Consider the following 14,018-nt stretch of genomic DNA (forward strand, 5'->3'; position numbering starts at 1 on the left):
AAGCGCTACAGCAGCGACAGCTGAACGCCGGTTCCAAGCGGCGGGACGAAAAGATCGCAATTCAGCGACCGTCTGGCGGCATTCAGTTCCAGCCGCTTGGCCGCCAGCTCGAAGCGGCGGCCGATCTGCCAGGCATAGGGGCCAGCGCCCTTCATGCGCTTGCCGAACTCGGCGTCGTAATCCTTGCCGCCGCGCATCGAACGGACCAGAGACATGACATGGCGGTAACGGTCCGGATAGTTTCTGAGAAGCCAGTCGCGAAACAGCGGGCTGACTTCGATCGGCAGGCGCAAAAGCACGTAACTCGCGCTCGTCGCTCCGGCCGTCTTGCCGGCATCCAGCACCCGCTCGATCTCGTGGTCGTTGAGCGCCGGAACGACCGGCGCCATCATCACCGTTGCCGGAATGCCGGCTTCGGACAATGCCTTAATCGCTTCCAGCCGCTTGGACGGTGTCGAGGCGCGCGGCTCCATCAACCGCGCGAGCTTGCGATCGAGCGTCGTCACCGACAGGCCGACCTTCGCCAGGCCTTTTTCGGCCATCGGCGCCAGGATATCGATGTCGCGCATGACCATCGCCGACTTGGTGACGATCATGACGGGATGATCGGCGGCTTTGAGCACTTCGAGGATCTGGCGCATGATCCGCCATTCCTTTTCGATCGGCTGGTAGGGGTCGGTATTGGTGCCGATCGCGATCGGGCGTGCCTTGTAGCCGGGCTTGGCCAGTTCGCGCTCCAGAAGCTTTGCCGCGTCCGGCTTGGCAAACAGCTTCGCCTCGAAATCGAGCCCCGGCGACAGGCCCATATAGGCGTGGGTCGGCCGGGCGAAGCAATAGATGCAACCATGCTCGCATCCCCGGTAAGGATTGACGGAGCGGTCGAACGGGATGTCGGGCGAATCGTTGCGGCTGATGATCGAGCGGGGTTTTTCGATCTGAACCTCGGTCTTGAAGACCGGCAGATCCTCCAGAGAGTTCCAGCCATCGTCTTCGAGTTGCCGGGATACGGGTTCGAAACGGCCGGATGAATTGATCGCAGCCCCCCGGCCGCGCCTGCGGTCGATCTCGATGCGCAGCCCGGATCCGGCAATCATCGCTTCGGCCATATCTGCCGTGTTGGCAGGCGCCAAAGCGCCCTGCCTGATCTGAGACAGCTCGTTCATGGGTTTCTCCGGGGATTGCCGTTACGGGCCTTCCGATATTTGCTGATTATTTTCCTATCGTGAAAAAGAGAACAATGCAAGAACAAAATGAAAGTATGGCCTTGGTTATCGCGTCGGCGGCGTCGCGGTGACGGTCCATCCCTTGCTGCTTCGCCCCCGCATTCATCATGAATGGAAAGTTAATCGCTGCGAGACGAAGGGCTTGTGGAAAATCCGTGTGCAATGCGGTAAGGACGGCAATGCTGACGATCATCACAGAAACCCGCAACAACGAGGCAGAACTGGCGCAGACGCTGTCGGCGCTGGTGGCGGGTGCCGTGGAAGGTCTGGTCAGCGACGTGATCATTTTGGATCACGGCTCGAAGGACGGTTCCAGCCGCGTCGCAGACGCCGCCGGAGCGCGTTTCTGCACGAGCTGGGATATGGCGGACATCGTCCGCTCCGCGCGCGGCGATTGGCTGCTTTTGCTCGAAGCCGGCGCAAGGCCAGCGGGACGATGGATCGACGACGTGGCGGAATATATGTCGCTGAACAGGATGCCGGCGCGCTTTTCACCCTCCCGGCAGTATCGCCGGCCGTTCCTGCAGCGCATCGCCAAACGGACAACACCGCTCGAACTGGGATTGCTTTTGTCGAAGCCGCAGGCGGCGGCGATCGCCAGGTCATCGATGCAGCTCTGCGATTTTGCCAATGGCAGGGCGGTGCGCAAGCTTGGGAGCGAACTCGTGCCGGCATGGGTGGCAATTGCCAACCGTCCGGGCGCAGAAAGCTTTTGAGCGGCGGGCAGCCGTTAAAAGAGCAGGCCCTTTCGGACCTGCTCCTGTCTTCATTGAAAAATCAACCTTGAAAAATCGCCGGTGAAAATGGCTTTCCGCGTGGCCGCAGCCGCGTCGTCGTATCGCTTTGCATGGCGGTTTTCAGGAGGTGAAATCCGCCGCGTTCATGCTGTCTGTATTGAGCTGGATGTGGGAACCGGACGCGCCGATCCATAAGCCTGCCATCCCGTCCTCCTCATTCCGTCTTTCGATGAGGACAGGTTTACAATGCCGCATCGTGGGGCGCTGTTACGAAAGGAACAGGGAAGATTGGGTTTCGCTAAACCTGAGAGGTCATCCGCGCTTCAGGTGCTCGTCCAGCCTTGGCATGATCTCGACGAAATTGCAGGGCATGTGCCGGTAGTCGAGCTGCTGTTTCAGTATGCCGTCCCAGGCGTCGCGGCAGGCACCGGGCGATCCCGGCAGCACGAAGATGAAGGTGGCATTTGCGACGCCGCCGGTGGCGCGCGACTGGATCGTCGAGGTGCCGATCTTGTCATAGGAAATCCGGTGGAAGACCTCGGAAAAGCCATCCATGCGCTTTTCAAACAGCGGTTCCAGCGCTTCGGGCGTCACATCGCGCCCGGTAAAGCCCGTGCCGCCGGTGGTGATCACCACGTCGATGGTTTTATCGAGCGTCCAGGCCTTCACCTGTGCTGCGATCTGCTGCTTGTCGTCGGGCACGATGGCGCGGGCTTCGAGCCTGTGACCGGCATCTGTGATGCGGGCAACGAGCGTATCACCGGAACGGTCGTCAGCCAGCGTGCGGGTATCGGAAACGGTCAAAACCGCGATGCCGACCGGAACGAAGGGTCTTGGCTCCCTGGTCTCACTCATCGTGGTCTTCCTCTCCGTGGACGCTGTTGCAGGCCAGAACGTACCAGTTCGGGTGTTCCCTTGAAAGAACGATGGCTGCCTCGTCGCGTGCCTTGGCACTCGCATACAGCCCAAAGCAGGAGGCGCCCGATCCGGACATCCGGACGAGGCAAGCGCCTGTCGGGCCAAGCGCGCCGGAGACCGCTCCGATATCCGGCTCGAGATCGCGGGCAGGCTCCTCCAGATCGTTGCGCAGGCCTTTCAGCACGTCAATCCAGCCGTCGGGTGACTGCTTATCCTGCGGCATCGAAAGTGACGGCTTGGTCTTGTCCTTCAACAGCTTGAAGATCACTGGCGTCGAGACCGCCTTCAGCGGGTTGACGATCAGCATGGGAAAGGACGGAAAACCGGCCACCGCCTGGATGTTTTCCCCAATGCCACGTGCAACCAGCGGCCGGCCATGAAGGCACATCGGTACATCGGCACCCAGCTTCAGAGCGATCTCTAGCAGGCTGTCGTGATCAATGGACATCTGCCACAGCTCAAGCAACCCGAGAAGCGTCGCGGCGGCATCCGCCGAGCCGCCGCCGATGCCGGAGGCAACCGGCAGGTTCTTTTCCAGGTGGAGATGGACAGGTCCCGCCTTGATGCCGTTTTCGCCGAGATGGCCCCGCAACAGGTCGCGCGCCTTCAGCACCAGATTGCCGGTGGCACCTGCGCCCGTCACGGGCAGATCGGCGGAAAAGCGCCCGGAGACGGTGAAACGGTCTTCGCCGGAAAAGGAAAAGCCGACGCGGTCTCCCGCATCGGCAAAGGTTACGAGGCTTTCCAAGAGATGATAGCCGTCCGCCCGCTGGCCGACGACATGCAGGGCCAGATTGATCTTCGCCGGCGCGATCCGCRTCAGCGWCAATCCGGAAATGCCATCCTTATTTGCCATCGAAAGGCAAAATCAGGATTTCTTGCCGGCAGCGACGTCCGGGGCCACTTTCTTCGGCTCGGTTTCGCCGGCTGCCGCGGCCGCCGGAACCTTGGCTTCGACTGGCGGCAGGCCGCTTTCGATCTTCGCCTTGATCTTCGGGATTTCCGTTTCTTCGGGCTTCAGCGCCAATGCCTGGTTCCACTGGAACACGGCTTCCAGCTTGCGGCCGACACGCCAGTAGGCATCGCCCAGATGGTCGTTGATGGTCGCATCGCCGGCCATCAGCTCGACGGCACGCTCCAGCTCGACAGCGGCGTCATCGAAGCGGCCCATCCGGAAATAGGCCCAGCCAAGCGAATCGACGATGTAACCGTCATCCGGCTTCAGATCGACGGCCTTGCGGATCATGCCAAGGCCTTCTTCCAGATTGATGTTCATATCGACCCAGGAATAGCCGAGATAGTTCAAGACCTGCGGCTGGTCGGGGTTGAGGTCCAGCGCCTTCTTGAAGCTCGGCTCGGCCTTGTCCCACATCTTCTGGCGCTCGTAGGCGATGCCGCGCTGGAAGAAGATCGTCCAGTCGCTGCGCTGCGGAACCGGGCCGATCGCCTCGACGGCGCGGTCGTAGATCAGTCCCATTTCCTTGTAGTCCTTGGCGTCGGACAGCACGCTGCCATAAGCAAGGTAGCTGCGTACATCCTTCGGATCGAGCTCGATCAGTTCCTTCAGATGCTGCTTGGCTTCATCGACCTTGCCGATCGAGGCGAGGCTCAGGCCGAGCTGCATTTCCGACAGCCGCCGCATCGGTGAGTTTTCCGGCACGCTCTTGTAGAGCGCAATGGCCTGCTCGGGCTTCTTCAGGTTTTCCGCGATGCCGCCAAGCATCACCAGGATGTCGGCGCTTTCCGGATCCAGCGCCCGGGCGGTCTGCAGGTAGAGCGAGACGATATCTTCCGCGCCGTCGCGGTTCAGCGCCGCGCCGATCGAAAAGAGTACGGCGGCGGCACCCTGCGTGGCGCTGCGGACCTGCTGTTCCTGCGGCTTGCCCTGTTCGATGCTGGTGCGCAGCGCCTTCAGCGGTGCATAATTGCTGATGAAACCTTCGCCAACGGAAACCGCATCGAGCGCCTTCTGCCTGTTGCCGTCGCGTGCCTCAAGCTTTGCAAGGGCAACGACGGCGCGCATGAACGTGTCGGGTGCCGCACTGCCGCCTTCGCGGTCGAGAACGGCGTCGTTCAGCTTGGAGCGGGCTGTGGCCTTGTCGCCTGCGGCAAGTGCAATGGCGCCCTCGTTGTAGGACTTGAAGATCCGGAACCAGTCCGGCCCTTCCATCGCCTCGATCTCGGCGATCGCGTCCTTCGGCTTGCCTTCGCCGGCCTTCGCCCAGCCGAGCAACAGGCCGTTCATCAGCCGGTCGAGATCGTTCGGGCCTTCGTAGTTCAGGATCTTTTGCGCGTGGCGATATTCCCGCTTGCGGATTGCCTCGACGGCGCGGGTGATCGTGGTGATGCGCTCGACGGAGCTATCCGTCTTCAGTTCTTCGGCGATCTTGGCGCCGCTGTCGAAATCCCCGTTCATCAACGAGGTGATCATCAAGCGCTGTTTGACATCGACATTATCGGGTTCGAACTCAAGCGCCGTGCGGTAGAGCTTGGTCGCCGTATCGAGATCGTGATCGACATCGGCGGTCCTGGCGGCAAGAAATGCGCCGGAGAAGCTGTTGACCGAATTCAGGTCGAAAGGTTTGCTTTCCTCCACGGCAGCCTTTTCCTCGGCATAGCTCTGGGTGGCGCCGGAAAAGGACGCCAAGGCCAGGAAAGCTGCACCGCTGAGCAGGCGAAGAAGGTGTATTTGCCGCATGACAAGCCTTTCGTTACGGGTGACGCCCCTTGGCGCCGACGCCGGATTCGCGCGGAATCAGTCCCAAATCAATAACGCATAACCCGGCAAACCGGAATCGGTTTGAACGCAAGGCAAAACGCAATTCGACATCCCGCCGTCAAGTTCCGCACACATCATCGTGACTGCCGCTCGACGGCAACCGGAGCATGAAGGGATAGAATGGCTTTTTTGGCGCAGTGCGGCAAGAAATTCCTAGAAGCCTGTCGGATAACCTTGGCTGGCTTGATCAGCTGACCCGGTCGATACAGAAATCGATGACCTCGAGAAGCGCGTCTTTCCAGGGGGATTCCGGCAGCGGCGCCAGCGCATCGCGAGCAATCGTGCCGTAATGCTGCGCCCGGGCGATGGTGTCGGTCAGGCCGCCATAACGGGTGATCAGGCCCAGCGCCTTTTCGAGGTTCTGGTCGTCACTCTTGCCGCCTTCGATCGCCTCGCGCCAGAAGCTGCGCTCCTCGGCCGTGCCGCGGCGATAGGAAAGGATGACCGGCAGGGTGATCTTGCCTTCGCGGAAATCGTCGCCGGTGTTCTTGCCGAGATCGGCGGYCTTGCCGCCGTAATCGAGCACATCGTCGACCAGCTGGAAGGCGAGGCCGAGATTCATCCCGTAGGATTTCAGCGCGTTGCGGCTGGCCTTGTCGGTCTTGGCGACGATCGGGCCGACTTCGGCCGCCGCTGCAAACAGGGCCGCCGTCTTGGCGCGAATGACGGACAGATAGTCATCCTCCGTCGTTTCCATGTTCTTGGCGACGGACAGCTGCAGGACTTCGCCTTCGGCGATGACGGAAGCGGCTGTGGAAAGCACGTCGAGCGCATCCAGCGAGCCGACATCGACCATCATGCGGAAAGCCTGACCAAGCAGGAAATCGCCGACCAGCACGCTGGCCTGATTGCCCCAGATCATCCGTGCCGTCGATTTGCCGCGCCGCAGATCACTCTCGTCGACCACGTCGTCGTGCAGGAGGGTGGCCGTGTGCATGAACTCGACGGACGTTGCGAGCTTGATATGCGCATCACCGGTAAAGCCGAACATGGCCGCGGAGGCGAGTGTCAGCATCGGGCGCAGGCGCTTGCCACCGGAGGAGATCAGGTGGTTGGCCACTTCCGGGATCATTTGTACGTCGGATCCCGCCTTGGACAGGATCAGCTGGTTGACGCGCTCCATGTCCGCCTTCGTCAGGTCGACGAGCGGCTTGACCGATGCCTGTTTGTTTTTGCTGTCTTCCAGCGGTATCACTACGCCCAACACAAGGGACTCCTGTTCAAATTCCAGTTCGGACAATAGAAAGGGGGGCTTGTGGCGGCAAGAGGCGAATTGTCCCGCTTGCTCAAATAAGGCAGGAAAACGACTTAGAATGAAGGAATTGATCCGTACCAACGATGCCGTCGTGCTCTCGTTTGCCGAAAGTCTGATGAAGGATGCCGGTATCGGCTGCTTCATTGCCGATCAAGGCATGAGCATTCTTGAAGGTTCGCTCGGCCTGTTGCCCCGCCGGTTTCTCGTCGATGAGGACGACGCAAAGGAGGCAAGGCAGATTCTGATCGATGCCGGGCTTGAGGCGGAATTGCGGGATTAAGTGCAGTCCATGTCGCTCGCGCCTCGTCACGTCCCTTTGTCCCGGAGGGACGGAAGGGGGTATCGCTACCAAGAATGCAAACGTTTCCGGATTTCTGCCCTATGACCACCGAAACCATCGACAGCTTTCACCGTGGACGGTTCCAGGTGATCCAGCCACTGGGGCAGGGACACCGGTCCGGCGTCGACGCGATGCTGCTCGCCTCGCTGGTTGCCCCGGACAAGCCGTGCCGTGTCGCCGATCTCGGTGCAGGTGCCGGCGCGGCCGGGATGGCGGTTGCCTCGCGGCTGGAGAATGCCGAGGTGCTGCTGGTCGAGCGGTCGCCGTTGATGGCGCAGTTTGCCAGACGAAGCCTTGCGCTTGCGGAAAACGCCCGCTTGGGCAACCGGGTGTCCGTTCTCGAGGCCGACGTGTCGCTGACGGGCCGGGCAAGGGTTGCAGCGGGCCTTGCCGATGACAGCTTCGATCACGTCATCATGAACCCGCCCTTCAACGATGCCTCGGACCGCAAGACGCCCGATACCCTGAAGGCCGAGGCGCATGCGATGACCGAGGGCCTGTTCGACATCTGGATCAGAACGGCGGGCGCCATCGCCAGACCGGGCGGACAGCTGTCCCTAATCGCCCGCCCGGAATCGATCGCTGAGATCATTTCGGCCTGCGGTCGCCGTTTCGGCGGGATCGAAATCACGCCCTTGCATCCGCGCGCCGGTGAAAATGCCGTTCGCATCCTGGTCACGGCTATCAAGCAAAGCCGCGCTCGGCTGACGCTGCGGGCGCCGCTGATCGTGCATGAGGAAGAGACACACAAGTTCGCCGGTTTCGTCGACGATCTGAACAACGGCCGCACAGCCTATTGCCGCCGGCGATGATTTTGGCCGTCAGCCATTGCGTTTGCCGCGCCAATGCATACATGCCAACACACACAGGATTGCATGAATGCAGGGAGTTCAGATGGCCGGACTGTTGAGGAAGCTGTTGCCGAGGCGTTTTCGCCGGGATRGCGTGACGATCCCGGTCGTCAGGCTGCATGGTGCGATCATGGCTGGCGGCAGCCAGTTTCGGCCGCCGCTCAATCTGGCGGCGATCGCGCCGGTGCTTGAAAAAGCCTTTTCGATGAAGGGCGCGCCGGCCGTTGCCATTTCGATCAATTCTCCCGGCGGCTCGCCCGTCCAGTCGCGGCTGATCTATCAGCGCATCCGTGATCTGGCGGAGGAAAAGAAGAAGCGCGTGATCATCTTCGTCGAGGATGTGGCGGCCTCCGGCGGCTACATGATCGCGTTGGCTGGCGACGAGATCATTGCCGATCCGACCTCGATCGTCGGCTCGATCGGCGTCGTTTCCGGCGGTTTCGGCTTTCCCGAGATGCTGAAGAAGATCGGCGTCGAGCGGCGTGTTTATACCGCCGGGTCCAACAAGGTCATGCTCGATCCTTTCCAGCCGGAAAAGGAAAGGGATATCGAATTCCTCAAGGGCCTGCAGCTCGAGATCCACGACGTCTTCATCGGCATGGTCAAGGCGCGGCGCGGCCATCTGCTGGCCGATACGCCCGACATTTTCTCCGGCCTGTTCTGGACCGGTAAGCGCGGTCAGGAACTGGGGCTGGTCGATAGCCTCGGCGACATGCGCGGCGAGCTGAAGAAACGCTTTGGCCCAAAGACGCAGTTGCAGCTTGTCTCCGCGTCGCGCGGCCTGTTCGGCCGCCGCCAGCCCGGTGCAGCGCTGGCAGGCGCAATGGCCGAACGCTTCGCGGCTTCAGCCGTTTCCGGCCTTGCCGAGGTGGCGGAGGAAAGAGCATTATGGGGCCGCTTCGGCCTTTAGTGATCTAACGGAAACGGGGGAGGGCTCATGCCGCAATTGATTCTACTGCTGCTGTTTGCAGCCGTCGCCTGGGCGGGCTACCGCAAGTTCGTCGCCGACGCGGAAAAACTCAGCCGCCGCCAGGAGGAGGCCCGCCGCCGTGAGGAAACCGGCACGCAGGGCACGCTGGTCAAGGACCCGGTGACGGGGGAATACCGGCTGAAGAAGCCGGAGTGATGTTATTCTTTGCGTTCCTTGACGCGCGCCATCCAATCGGCACCTGCGTAGGTCACGCAGATGATCAGGACGCTTTGATCGCGATCATTCACAGTGAAGCAAACCACGCCCTTTTCGCCGGCAGGAATCGCCCGTAATCCAGGTAGAAATTCGTTCCTCAGTGAGCCAATGTGCGGAAAGTCGGCAAGATTGTCGATGACCCGAACGATCTCGTTTGCCTTAGCCAAGCCGACATCCGGTCCCGCATAGCTCGCGACGAGATCGGCTATGTCATAGATATCCCGATCAATGAACGGGTGCTTGACAATGAGGTAAACCATAGCAACTAGCTTTTATATTTCTCAGCAAGCTTGCTCCTGACGTCATCGAAAAGACGGTCTCCATCCCAAGGTATCCACTGATCCCTCGGCAGTTCCATCCGGCTGCGGATTTCGTCCGCCATTCCCGCTAATGCATCGGCAGGAATGGCATCGTTCTCCATCATCTGCTCAATGCCGGCTTGAACAACACTTGAGATCGACGGGTACAGCCCATCCTTCACCATTTTTTCCGCGAATTCACGGTGGGTGTCGTCCAGTTCAATAGCGATCTTGACAGTCATAAGCCGATCCCTTGTTTCAACACGAGCCTATCACAAGGGGTGAATTGTCTGCAACGAGACGGGGATATGCGCGCACGGCAGATACTTATGTTTCACCGAATTGGCACGCCCCTTGACCCTCTGCGCCCATCATGGCACCAGACAGCCAGATACATCCAACCTGGACTGATGCCATGACCGCCGCCGCTCTCCCGGACCATATGAACCCCAAGCGCTCCTTTCAGGCGCTGATCCTGACGCTGCACGCTTACTGGGCGGACAAGGGATGCGCGGTTCTGCAGCCCTATGACATGGAAGTTGGCGCTGGCACCTTTCATCCGGCAACGACATTGCGGGCGCTTGGCCCAAAACCCTGGCGCGCTGCCTATGTGCAGCCATCGCGCCGTCCGTCGGATGGCCGTTATGGCGAAAATCCGAACCGGCTGCAGCATTATTACCAGTACCAGGTCATCCTGAAGCCCAATCCGCCGAACCTGCAGGAGCTTTATCTCGGTTCGCTGGCGGCCATCGGCCTCGATCCGCTGCTGCACGATATCCGCTTTGTCGAGGACGATTGGGCAAGCCCGACGCTGGGTGCCTGGGGTCTCGGCTGGGAATGCTGGTGCGATGGCATGGAAGTCTCGCAGTTCACCTACTTCCAGCAGGTCTGCGGCATCGAGTGCTCGCCGGTTTCGGGTGAACTGACCTACGGGCTCGAGCGCCTGGCCATGTATGTCCAGGGCGTCGACAATGTTTACGACCTGAATTTCAACGGCCGCGAAGGCGACGAGAAGATCAGCTATGGCGATGTTTTCCTGCAGGCAGAGCAGGAATATTCGCGGCACAATTTCGAATATGCCAACACGGCGATGCTGCTGCAGCATTTCGTCGACGCCGAAAAGGAATGCCTGGCGCTTCTGGCTGCCGGAGCGCCCGATACTGGCGCCAATGCAGCCCTGCACAAATGCGTCTTCCCGGCCTATGACCAGTGCATCAAGGCCAGCCATGTGTTCAACCTGCTCGATGCGCGCGGCGTGATTTCCGTGACGGAGCGCCAGAGCTACATATTGCGCGTGCGCACGCTGGCGACGGCCTGCGGCGAGGCATTCCTTTTGACGGATGCGGGCGGCATCAATCTGGCAAAAGACGCTGCCTAACAGTCGGACCTAACGCGCGAGAGAACGGCGCGTGGCGGTCGTCTGTTTCGGGCAGATCCCGGAAACGGCCGCTTCACCGGAAAGCGCGATGGAATGGAGCAGGTTAGGCTGCCCCTGAAAGATAAGCCCTTGAGCCCTGGGGGTGTCCAGGAACAGACAGGTTCATTTTTGAAGAAATCGGTAAAAGTGCCATTGACCTAAACTTTACTTGAGGTCCTAGAACTGCATCTGCCGGGCCGCACTGGGCGCCCGCTCATGAAAAGAGATGCAGATGAACATTCCGCAATCGGGCAGCAAGCCGCTTTATCGTATCAACAAGTTTTCGGTGCCGGCAGAAAGCCGCGGTACATTTCTCGATCTGATGGCAAAGACCCATGCAGTCTTGCGCCAGCATGAGGGGGTTGTGACCGATCGCATTCTGGAGCAGCAATCCGGACCGGGCGTGTTCAATTTTGTCGCCTTCATAGAATTTTCAGGGCCGCAGGTGATCGATGGCATCGTCGCCKCCATGGCTGCGTTCGACCGCGACGCGGGAATTGACCGGCAGCAGATGATGGCCGGCCTGGGCGTCAAGGCGGATATGGGGCTCTATCGCAATATCGATATCTGAATGCCGGCAACGGGCTTGCCGCTTTTGCTGCAAGGGTGCCCGGTGCAGAAAACAACCGTCAAATCAGGTCGCTCGCCTCGACGCCGATCTGCCAGACCGGCTTTTCGGTCGGGAAAGTACCGGTCGGCAGCTGGCCGGCATAGGTCTGCAATGCGCGGCGAACGCCTGCCGGCTTTTCGGTTGTGCTGATGCTCGCATAGGCAAAAAACAAGGCCGAAAAGGCTATGACGTTGACGAGGGCTGCGAGCGTTTTCATGGGTCCGGTACTTTGCGGGTTCGGCGTTGATCTGATGCCTCCACTATCGATCAAGCGCCGCCGTCGCGCGGTTCCCGGCGGAACATGCTATTGCGGCTGAAACGGGAAAAGTGACGGGGGTGAAGCGGGCGGTTGAAATTTGTCTTTCAACGGCGGCGTTCGATCCTTAAGCTGCGGAAAAATCGAGCTTGCGGAAGGAAACTTTGATGATTGGTCTGGCCATTGCGGCGGTCGTGATCCTCTACCTGATTGTCATCTATAACGGCCTGGTCAAGGCGCGGCAGGTGAAGGAAGAGGCATGGTCCGGCATCGACGTGCAGTTGAAGCGCCGCGCCGACCTGATCCCCAACCTGATCGAGACCGTCAAAGGCTATGCCGCCCATGAAAAGGGGACGCTTGAGCAGGTCGTCGAACTCAGAAACAAGGCGCAGGCCGTTCCCTTGGGCGATATCGCCGGGCGCGCTGCGGCGGAAGGCATGCTGAGCCAGGCGCTCGGCAAGCTTTTTGCACTGGCGGAGGCCTATCCGGACCTCAAAGCCAACCAGAATTTCTCCGAGTTGCAGCAATCGCTGGAGGAGATCGAAAGCGAAGTGCAAATGGCCCGCCGCTATTACAACGGTGCCGCCCGAGACCTCAACGTCAAGGTTGAAAGCTTCCCGTCAAACCTCATTGCCGGCCCCTTCGGTTTTGCCAAGGCCGCCTTTTTCGAGATCACCAACGAAGCCGACCGCGCCGTGCCGGTGGTGAAGTTTTGACCGACAGCACCCCGCGTCGTTCACGACGCGCAAAGGTCGCTGTAGCACTTTAAATTTGCCCGAAACGGCATTCCGTCGTAGACGGCTGTCCACAATCGATAGAGCACGCGCGGCCAGGGACGGGCAGTGCTGAAGGCATGAAGAGACAAGAGCATGAACGCCGCAGACCAGAAACTGACGATCCTTCCGCCCGGCCATCCGCTTGAGGGACGTGTCAGCCCGCCCGGCTCGAAATCGATCACCAACCGGGCGCTGCTTCTGGCTGGTCTTGCCAAGGGCACCAGCCGGTTGACCGGTGCATTGAAGAGTGACGACACCCGCTACATGGCCGATGCTTTGCGCGCCATGGACGTCGAGATTTCCGAGCCGGACGATACGACATTCATCGTCACCGGATCCGGCAAGCTTTTGCCGCCTGAAAAACCGCTCTTCCTTGGCAATGCCGGTACCGCGACGCGCTTTCTGACGGCCGCTGCCGCTCTTGTCGACGGCCTGGTGGTGGTCGATGGTGACCAGCATATGCGCAAGCGGCCAATCGCACCGCTGGTGACTGCGCTGCGTTCGCTCGGCGTGACGGTGGAAGCCGAAACCGGATGCCCGCCGGTAACCGTTTCCGGCACAGGCGACTTTGCAAAGGATCATGTCACTATCGATGCAGGCCTTTCCAGCCAGTATGTTTCCGCCCTGCTGATGGCCGCGGCCGGGGCCTCACACCCGGTGAACATCGAGCTTGCCGGCGAGGAAATCGGCGCGCGCGGCTATATCGATCTCACGGTTGCCGCCATGAAGGCCTTCGGTGCCGAGGTGACCCAGCTCAGCCCGTCGATCTGGCAGGTGGCCCCGACCGGCTATCACGCCACCGACTATCTGATCGAGCCCGATGCCTCCGCGGCAACCTATCTCTGGGCGGCGGAAGTTTTGACCGGCGGCCGGATCGACCTTGGCGTTGCGGCAGCATCCTTCTCGCAGCCCGATGCGAAAGCTCATGACGTGATCGCCAGCTTCCCGCATATGCCCGCCATCATCGATGGCTCGCAGATGCAGGACGCGATTCCGACGCTTGCCGTGCTTGCCGCCTTCAACGAGACGCCCGTGCGCTTCGTCGGGATCGAAAACCTGCGTGTCAAGGAATGCGACCGCATTCGCGCCCTCTCCACTGGCCTCTCCAATATCCGCCCTGGCCTCGCCATCGAGGAGGGCGATGATCTGCTCGTCGCCTCCGACCCGGCGCTTGCCGGCCAGATGCTGCCGGCAGATATCGACACGTTCGCCGATCACCGCATTGCCATGAGCTTCGCGTTGGCGGGGTTGAAGATCAACGGCATCACCATTCTCGACCCCGGCTGCGTCGCCAAGACCTATCCGCGCTATTGGGACGAGCTTGCCTCGCTCGGCGTTGGGCTTGAGGGCGACCGGCCTTAACCGGACGGA

18 protein-coding genes are annotated in these 14,018 nt (G+C 60.7%); 9 read left to right on the plus strand and 9 right to left on the minus strand.

All coding sequences use genetic code 11. From position 1 onward, the window contains the following. Window positions 1-5: 5 nt before the first annotated feature. Together AC1D17_RS08680 and AC1D17_RS08685 are read right to left on the minus strand one after the other, a co-directional pair. Window positions 6-1,163 carry a PA0069 family radical SAM protein gene (locus AC1D17_RS08680; RefSeq protein WP_477565000.1) on the minus strand — a complete coding sequence of 386 codons (1,158 nt, stop codon included), beginning with the start codon at window positions 1,161-1,163 and terminating at the stop codon, window positions 6-8. A 46-nt stretch (window positions 1,164-1,209) separates the two neighbouring features. After that, a complete protein-coding gene (locus tag AC1D17_RS08685) occupies window positions 1,210-1,416 on the minus strand; it encodes a hypothetical protein (RefSeq protein ID WP_477565001.1) in 207 nt (68 codons plus the stop codon). Here AC1D17_RS08685 and AC1D17_RS08690 point away from each other — a divergent pair. Further along, the gene (locus AC1D17_RS08690) at window positions 1,403-1,939 is read left to right on the plus strand and encodes a glycosyltransferase family protein (protein ID WP_477565002.1); all 537 of its coding nucleotides are present in this window, start codon (window positions 1,403-1,405) and stop codon (window positions 1,937-1,939) included. The genes AC1D17_RS08685 and AC1D17_RS08690 overlap by 14 nt on opposite strands. A 333-nt stretch (window positions 1,940-2,272) precedes the next feature. On the opposite strand, the gene moaB is transcribed toward AC1D17_RS08690, so the two are convergent. The 4 genes from moaB to AC1D17_RS08710 form a co-directional block, all read right to left on the minus strand. Next, complete coding sequence (gene moaB, locus AC1D17_RS08695; protein ID WP_477565003.1) at window positions 2,273-2,815, minus strand: molybdenum cofactor biosynthesis protein B; 543 nt, start codon at window positions 2,813-2,815, stop codon at window positions 2,273-2,275. Continuing rightward, entirely contained in the window at window positions 2,808-3,734 is a 927-nt protein-coding gene (locus AC1D17_RS08700; protein WP_477565004.1) for a 4-(cytidine 5'-diphospho)-2-C-methyl-D-erythritol kinase, read from the minus strand. Before AC1D17_RS08700 ends, moaB begins: the two co-directional genes overlap by 8 nt. A 12-nt stretch (window positions 3,735-3,746) precedes the next feature. Continuing rightward, window positions 3,747-5,576 carry a tetratricopeptide repeat protein gene (locus tag AC1D17_RS08705; protein WP_477565005.1) on the minus strand — a complete coding sequence of 610 codons (1,830 nt, stop codon included), beginning with the start codon at window positions 5,574-5,576 and terminating at the stop codon, window positions 3,747-3,749. A 268-nt stretch (window positions 5,577-5,844) separates the two neighbouring features. Continuing rightward, on the minus strand, window positions 5,845-6,861 hold the full coding sequence (locus tag AC1D17_RS08710) for a polyprenyl synthetase family protein (RefSeq protein WP_477565006.1): 1,017 nt from the start codon (window positions 6,859-6,861) through the stop codon (window positions 5,845-5,847). Window positions 6,862-6,970: 109 nt separating this feature from the next. Between AC1D17_RS08710 and AC1D17_RS08715 the strand changes: the two genes are divergently transcribed. The 4 genes from AC1D17_RS08715 (at window position 6,971) to AC1D17_RS08730 (ending at window position 9,229) form a co-directional block, all read left to right on the plus strand. Continuing rightward, entirely contained in the window at window positions 6,971-7,192 is a 222-nt protein-coding gene (locus tag AC1D17_RS08715) for a putative signal transducing protein (RefSeq protein WP_477565007.1), read from the plus strand. Between the two features lie 101 nt (window positions 7,193-7,293). Further along, window positions 7,294-8,064, plus strand: coding sequence for a tRNA1(Val) (adenine(37)-N6)-methyltransferase (locus tag AC1D17_RS08720; protein WP_477565008.1), 771 nt, complete (start codon window positions 7,294-7,296; stop codon window positions 8,062-8,064). An 82-nt stretch (window positions 8,065-8,146) separates the two neighbouring features. Beyond that, window positions 8,147-9,013, plus strand: a complete 867-nt coding sequence (locus tag AC1D17_RS08725) for a S49 family peptidase (protein WP_477565009.1) — start codon at window positions 8,147-8,149, stop codon at window positions 9,011-9,013. 27 nt (window positions 9,014-9,040) lie between these two features. Next, window positions 9,041-9,229: a hypothetical protein gene (locus AC1D17_RS08730; RefSeq protein WP_477565010.1), complete on the plus strand. Its 189-nt coding sequence runs from the start codon at window positions 9,041-9,043 to the stop codon at window positions 9,227-9,229. 2 nt (window positions 9,230-9,231) lie between these two features. On the opposite strand, the gene AC1D17_RS08735 is transcribed toward AC1D17_RS08730, so the two are convergent. Both AC1D17_RS08735 and AC1D17_RS08740 read right to left on the minus strand, forming a co-directional pair. Next, window positions 9,232-9,549 carry a type II toxin-antitoxin system RelE/ParE family toxin gene (locus tag AC1D17_RS08735; RefSeq protein ID WP_477565011.1) on the minus strand — a complete coding sequence of 106 codons (318 nt, stop codon included), beginning with the start codon at window positions 9,547-9,549 and terminating at the stop codon, window positions 9,232-9,234. Window positions 9,550-9,554: 5 nt separating this feature from the next. Continuing rightward, entirely contained in the window at window positions 9,555-9,830 is a 276-nt protein-coding gene (locus tag AC1D17_RS08740; protein WP_477565012.1) for a hypothetical protein, read from the minus strand. 173 nt (window positions 9,831-10,003) lie between these two features. On the opposite strand from AC1D17_RS08740, the gene AC1D17_RS08745 reads away from it, so the two are divergent. After that, window positions 10,004-10,966 (plus strand): glycine--tRNA ligase subunit alpha, encoded by a 963-nt coding sequence (locus AC1D17_RS08745; protein ID WP_477565013.1) that lies wholly within the window; start codon window positions 10,004-10,006, stop codon window positions 10,964-10,966. A 271-nt stretch (window positions 10,967-11,237) separates the two neighbouring features. After that, window positions 11,238-11,576, plus strand: coding sequence for an antibiotic biosynthesis monooxygenase (locus AC1D17_RS08750; protein WP_477565014.1), 339 nt, complete (start codon window positions 11,238-11,240; stop codon window positions 11,574-11,576). Between the two features lie 58 nt (window positions 11,577-11,634). Here AC1D17_RS08750 and AC1D17_RS08755 read toward each other — a convergent pair whose 3' ends face one another. Further along, window positions 11,635-11,832: a hypothetical protein gene (locus AC1D17_RS08755; protein WP_477565015.1), complete on the minus strand. Its 198-nt coding sequence runs from the start codon at window positions 11,830-11,832 to the stop codon at window positions 11,635-11,637. A 206-nt stretch (window positions 11,833-12,038) separates the two neighbouring features. Between AC1D17_RS08755 and AC1D17_RS08760 the strand changes: the two genes are divergently transcribed. Next, window positions 12,039-12,587: a LemA family protein gene (locus AC1D17_RS08760; protein ID WP_477565016.1), complete on the plus strand. Its 549-nt coding sequence runs from the start codon at window positions 12,039-12,041 to the stop codon at window positions 12,585-12,587. A gap of 153 nt (window positions 12,588-12,740) precedes the next feature. Further along, complete coding sequence (locus tag AC1D17_RS08765) at window positions 12,741-14,009, plus strand: 3-phosphoshikimate 1-carboxyvinyltransferase (RefSeq protein WP_477565017.1); 1,269 nt, start codon at window positions 12,741-12,743, stop codon at window positions 14,007-14,009. The last annotated feature ends 9 nt before the right edge of the window (window positions 14,010-14,018 follow it).

The organism is Pararhizobium sp. P1_E7, from assembly GCF_056405855.1.

What these genes read in the sequence shown, in the direction of transcription:
- AC1D17_RS08720 (WP_477565008.1), top strand. Translation starts at nt 7,294, where the DNA reads ATGACCACCGAAACCATCGACAGCTTTCACCGTGGACGGTTCCAGGTG.
- AC1D17_RS08680 (WP_477565000.1), bottom strand. Translation starts at nt 1,163, where the DNA reads ATGAACGAGCTGTCTCAGATCAGGCAGGGCGCTTTGGCGCCTGCCAAC.
- AC1D17_RS08745 (WP_477565013.1), top strand. Translation starts at nt 10,004, where the DNA reads ATGACCGCCGCCGCTCTCCCGGACCATATGAACCCCAAGCGCTCCTTT.
- AC1D17_RS08730 (WP_477565010.1), top strand. Translation starts at nt 9,041, where the DNA reads ATGCCGCAATTGATTCTACTGCTGCTGTTTGCAGCCGTCGCCTGGGCG.
- AC1D17_RS08705 (WP_477565005.1), bottom strand. Translation starts at nt 5,576, where the DNA reads ATGCGGCAAATACACCTTCTTCGCCTGCTCAGCGGTGCAGCTTTCCTG.
- AC1D17_RS08735 (WP_477565011.1), bottom strand. Translation starts at nt 9,549, where the DNA reads ATGGTTTACCTCATTGTCAAGCACCCGTTCATTGATCGGGATATCTAT.
- AC1D17_RS08685 (WP_477565001.1), bottom strand. Translation starts at nt 1,416, where the DNA reads ATGATCGTCAGCATTGCCGTCCTTACCGCATTGCACACGGATTTTCCA.
- AC1D17_RS08765 (WP_477565017.1), top strand. Translation starts at nt 12,741, where the DNA reads ATGAACGCCGCAGACCAGAAACTGACGATCCTTCCGCCCGGCCATCCG.
- AC1D17_RS08760 (WP_477565016.1), top strand. Translation starts at nt 12,039, where the DNA reads ATGATTGGTCTGGCCATTGCGGCGGTCGTGATCCTCTACCTGATTGTC.
- AC1D17_RS08755 (WP_477565015.1), bottom strand. Translation starts at nt 11,832, where the DNA reads ATGAAAACGCTCGCAGCCCTCGTCAACGTCATAGCCTTTTCGGCCTTG.
- AC1D17_RS08740 (WP_477565012.1), bottom strand. Translation starts at nt 9,830, where the DNA reads ATGACTGTCAAGATCGCTATTGAACTGGACGACACCCACCGTGAATTC.
- AC1D17_RS08715 (WP_477565007.1), top strand. Translation starts at nt 6,971, where the DNA reads ATGAAGGAATTGATCCGTACCAACGATGCCGTCGTGCTCTCGTTTGCC.
- moaB (WP_477565003.1), bottom strand. Translation starts at nt 2,815, where the DNA reads ATGAGTGAGACCAGGGAGCCAAGACCCTTCGTTCCGGTCGGCATCGCG.
- AC1D17_RS08690 (WP_477565002.1), top strand. Translation starts at nt 1,403, where the DNA reads ATGCTGACGATCATCACAGAAACCCGCAACAACGAGGCAGAACTGGCG.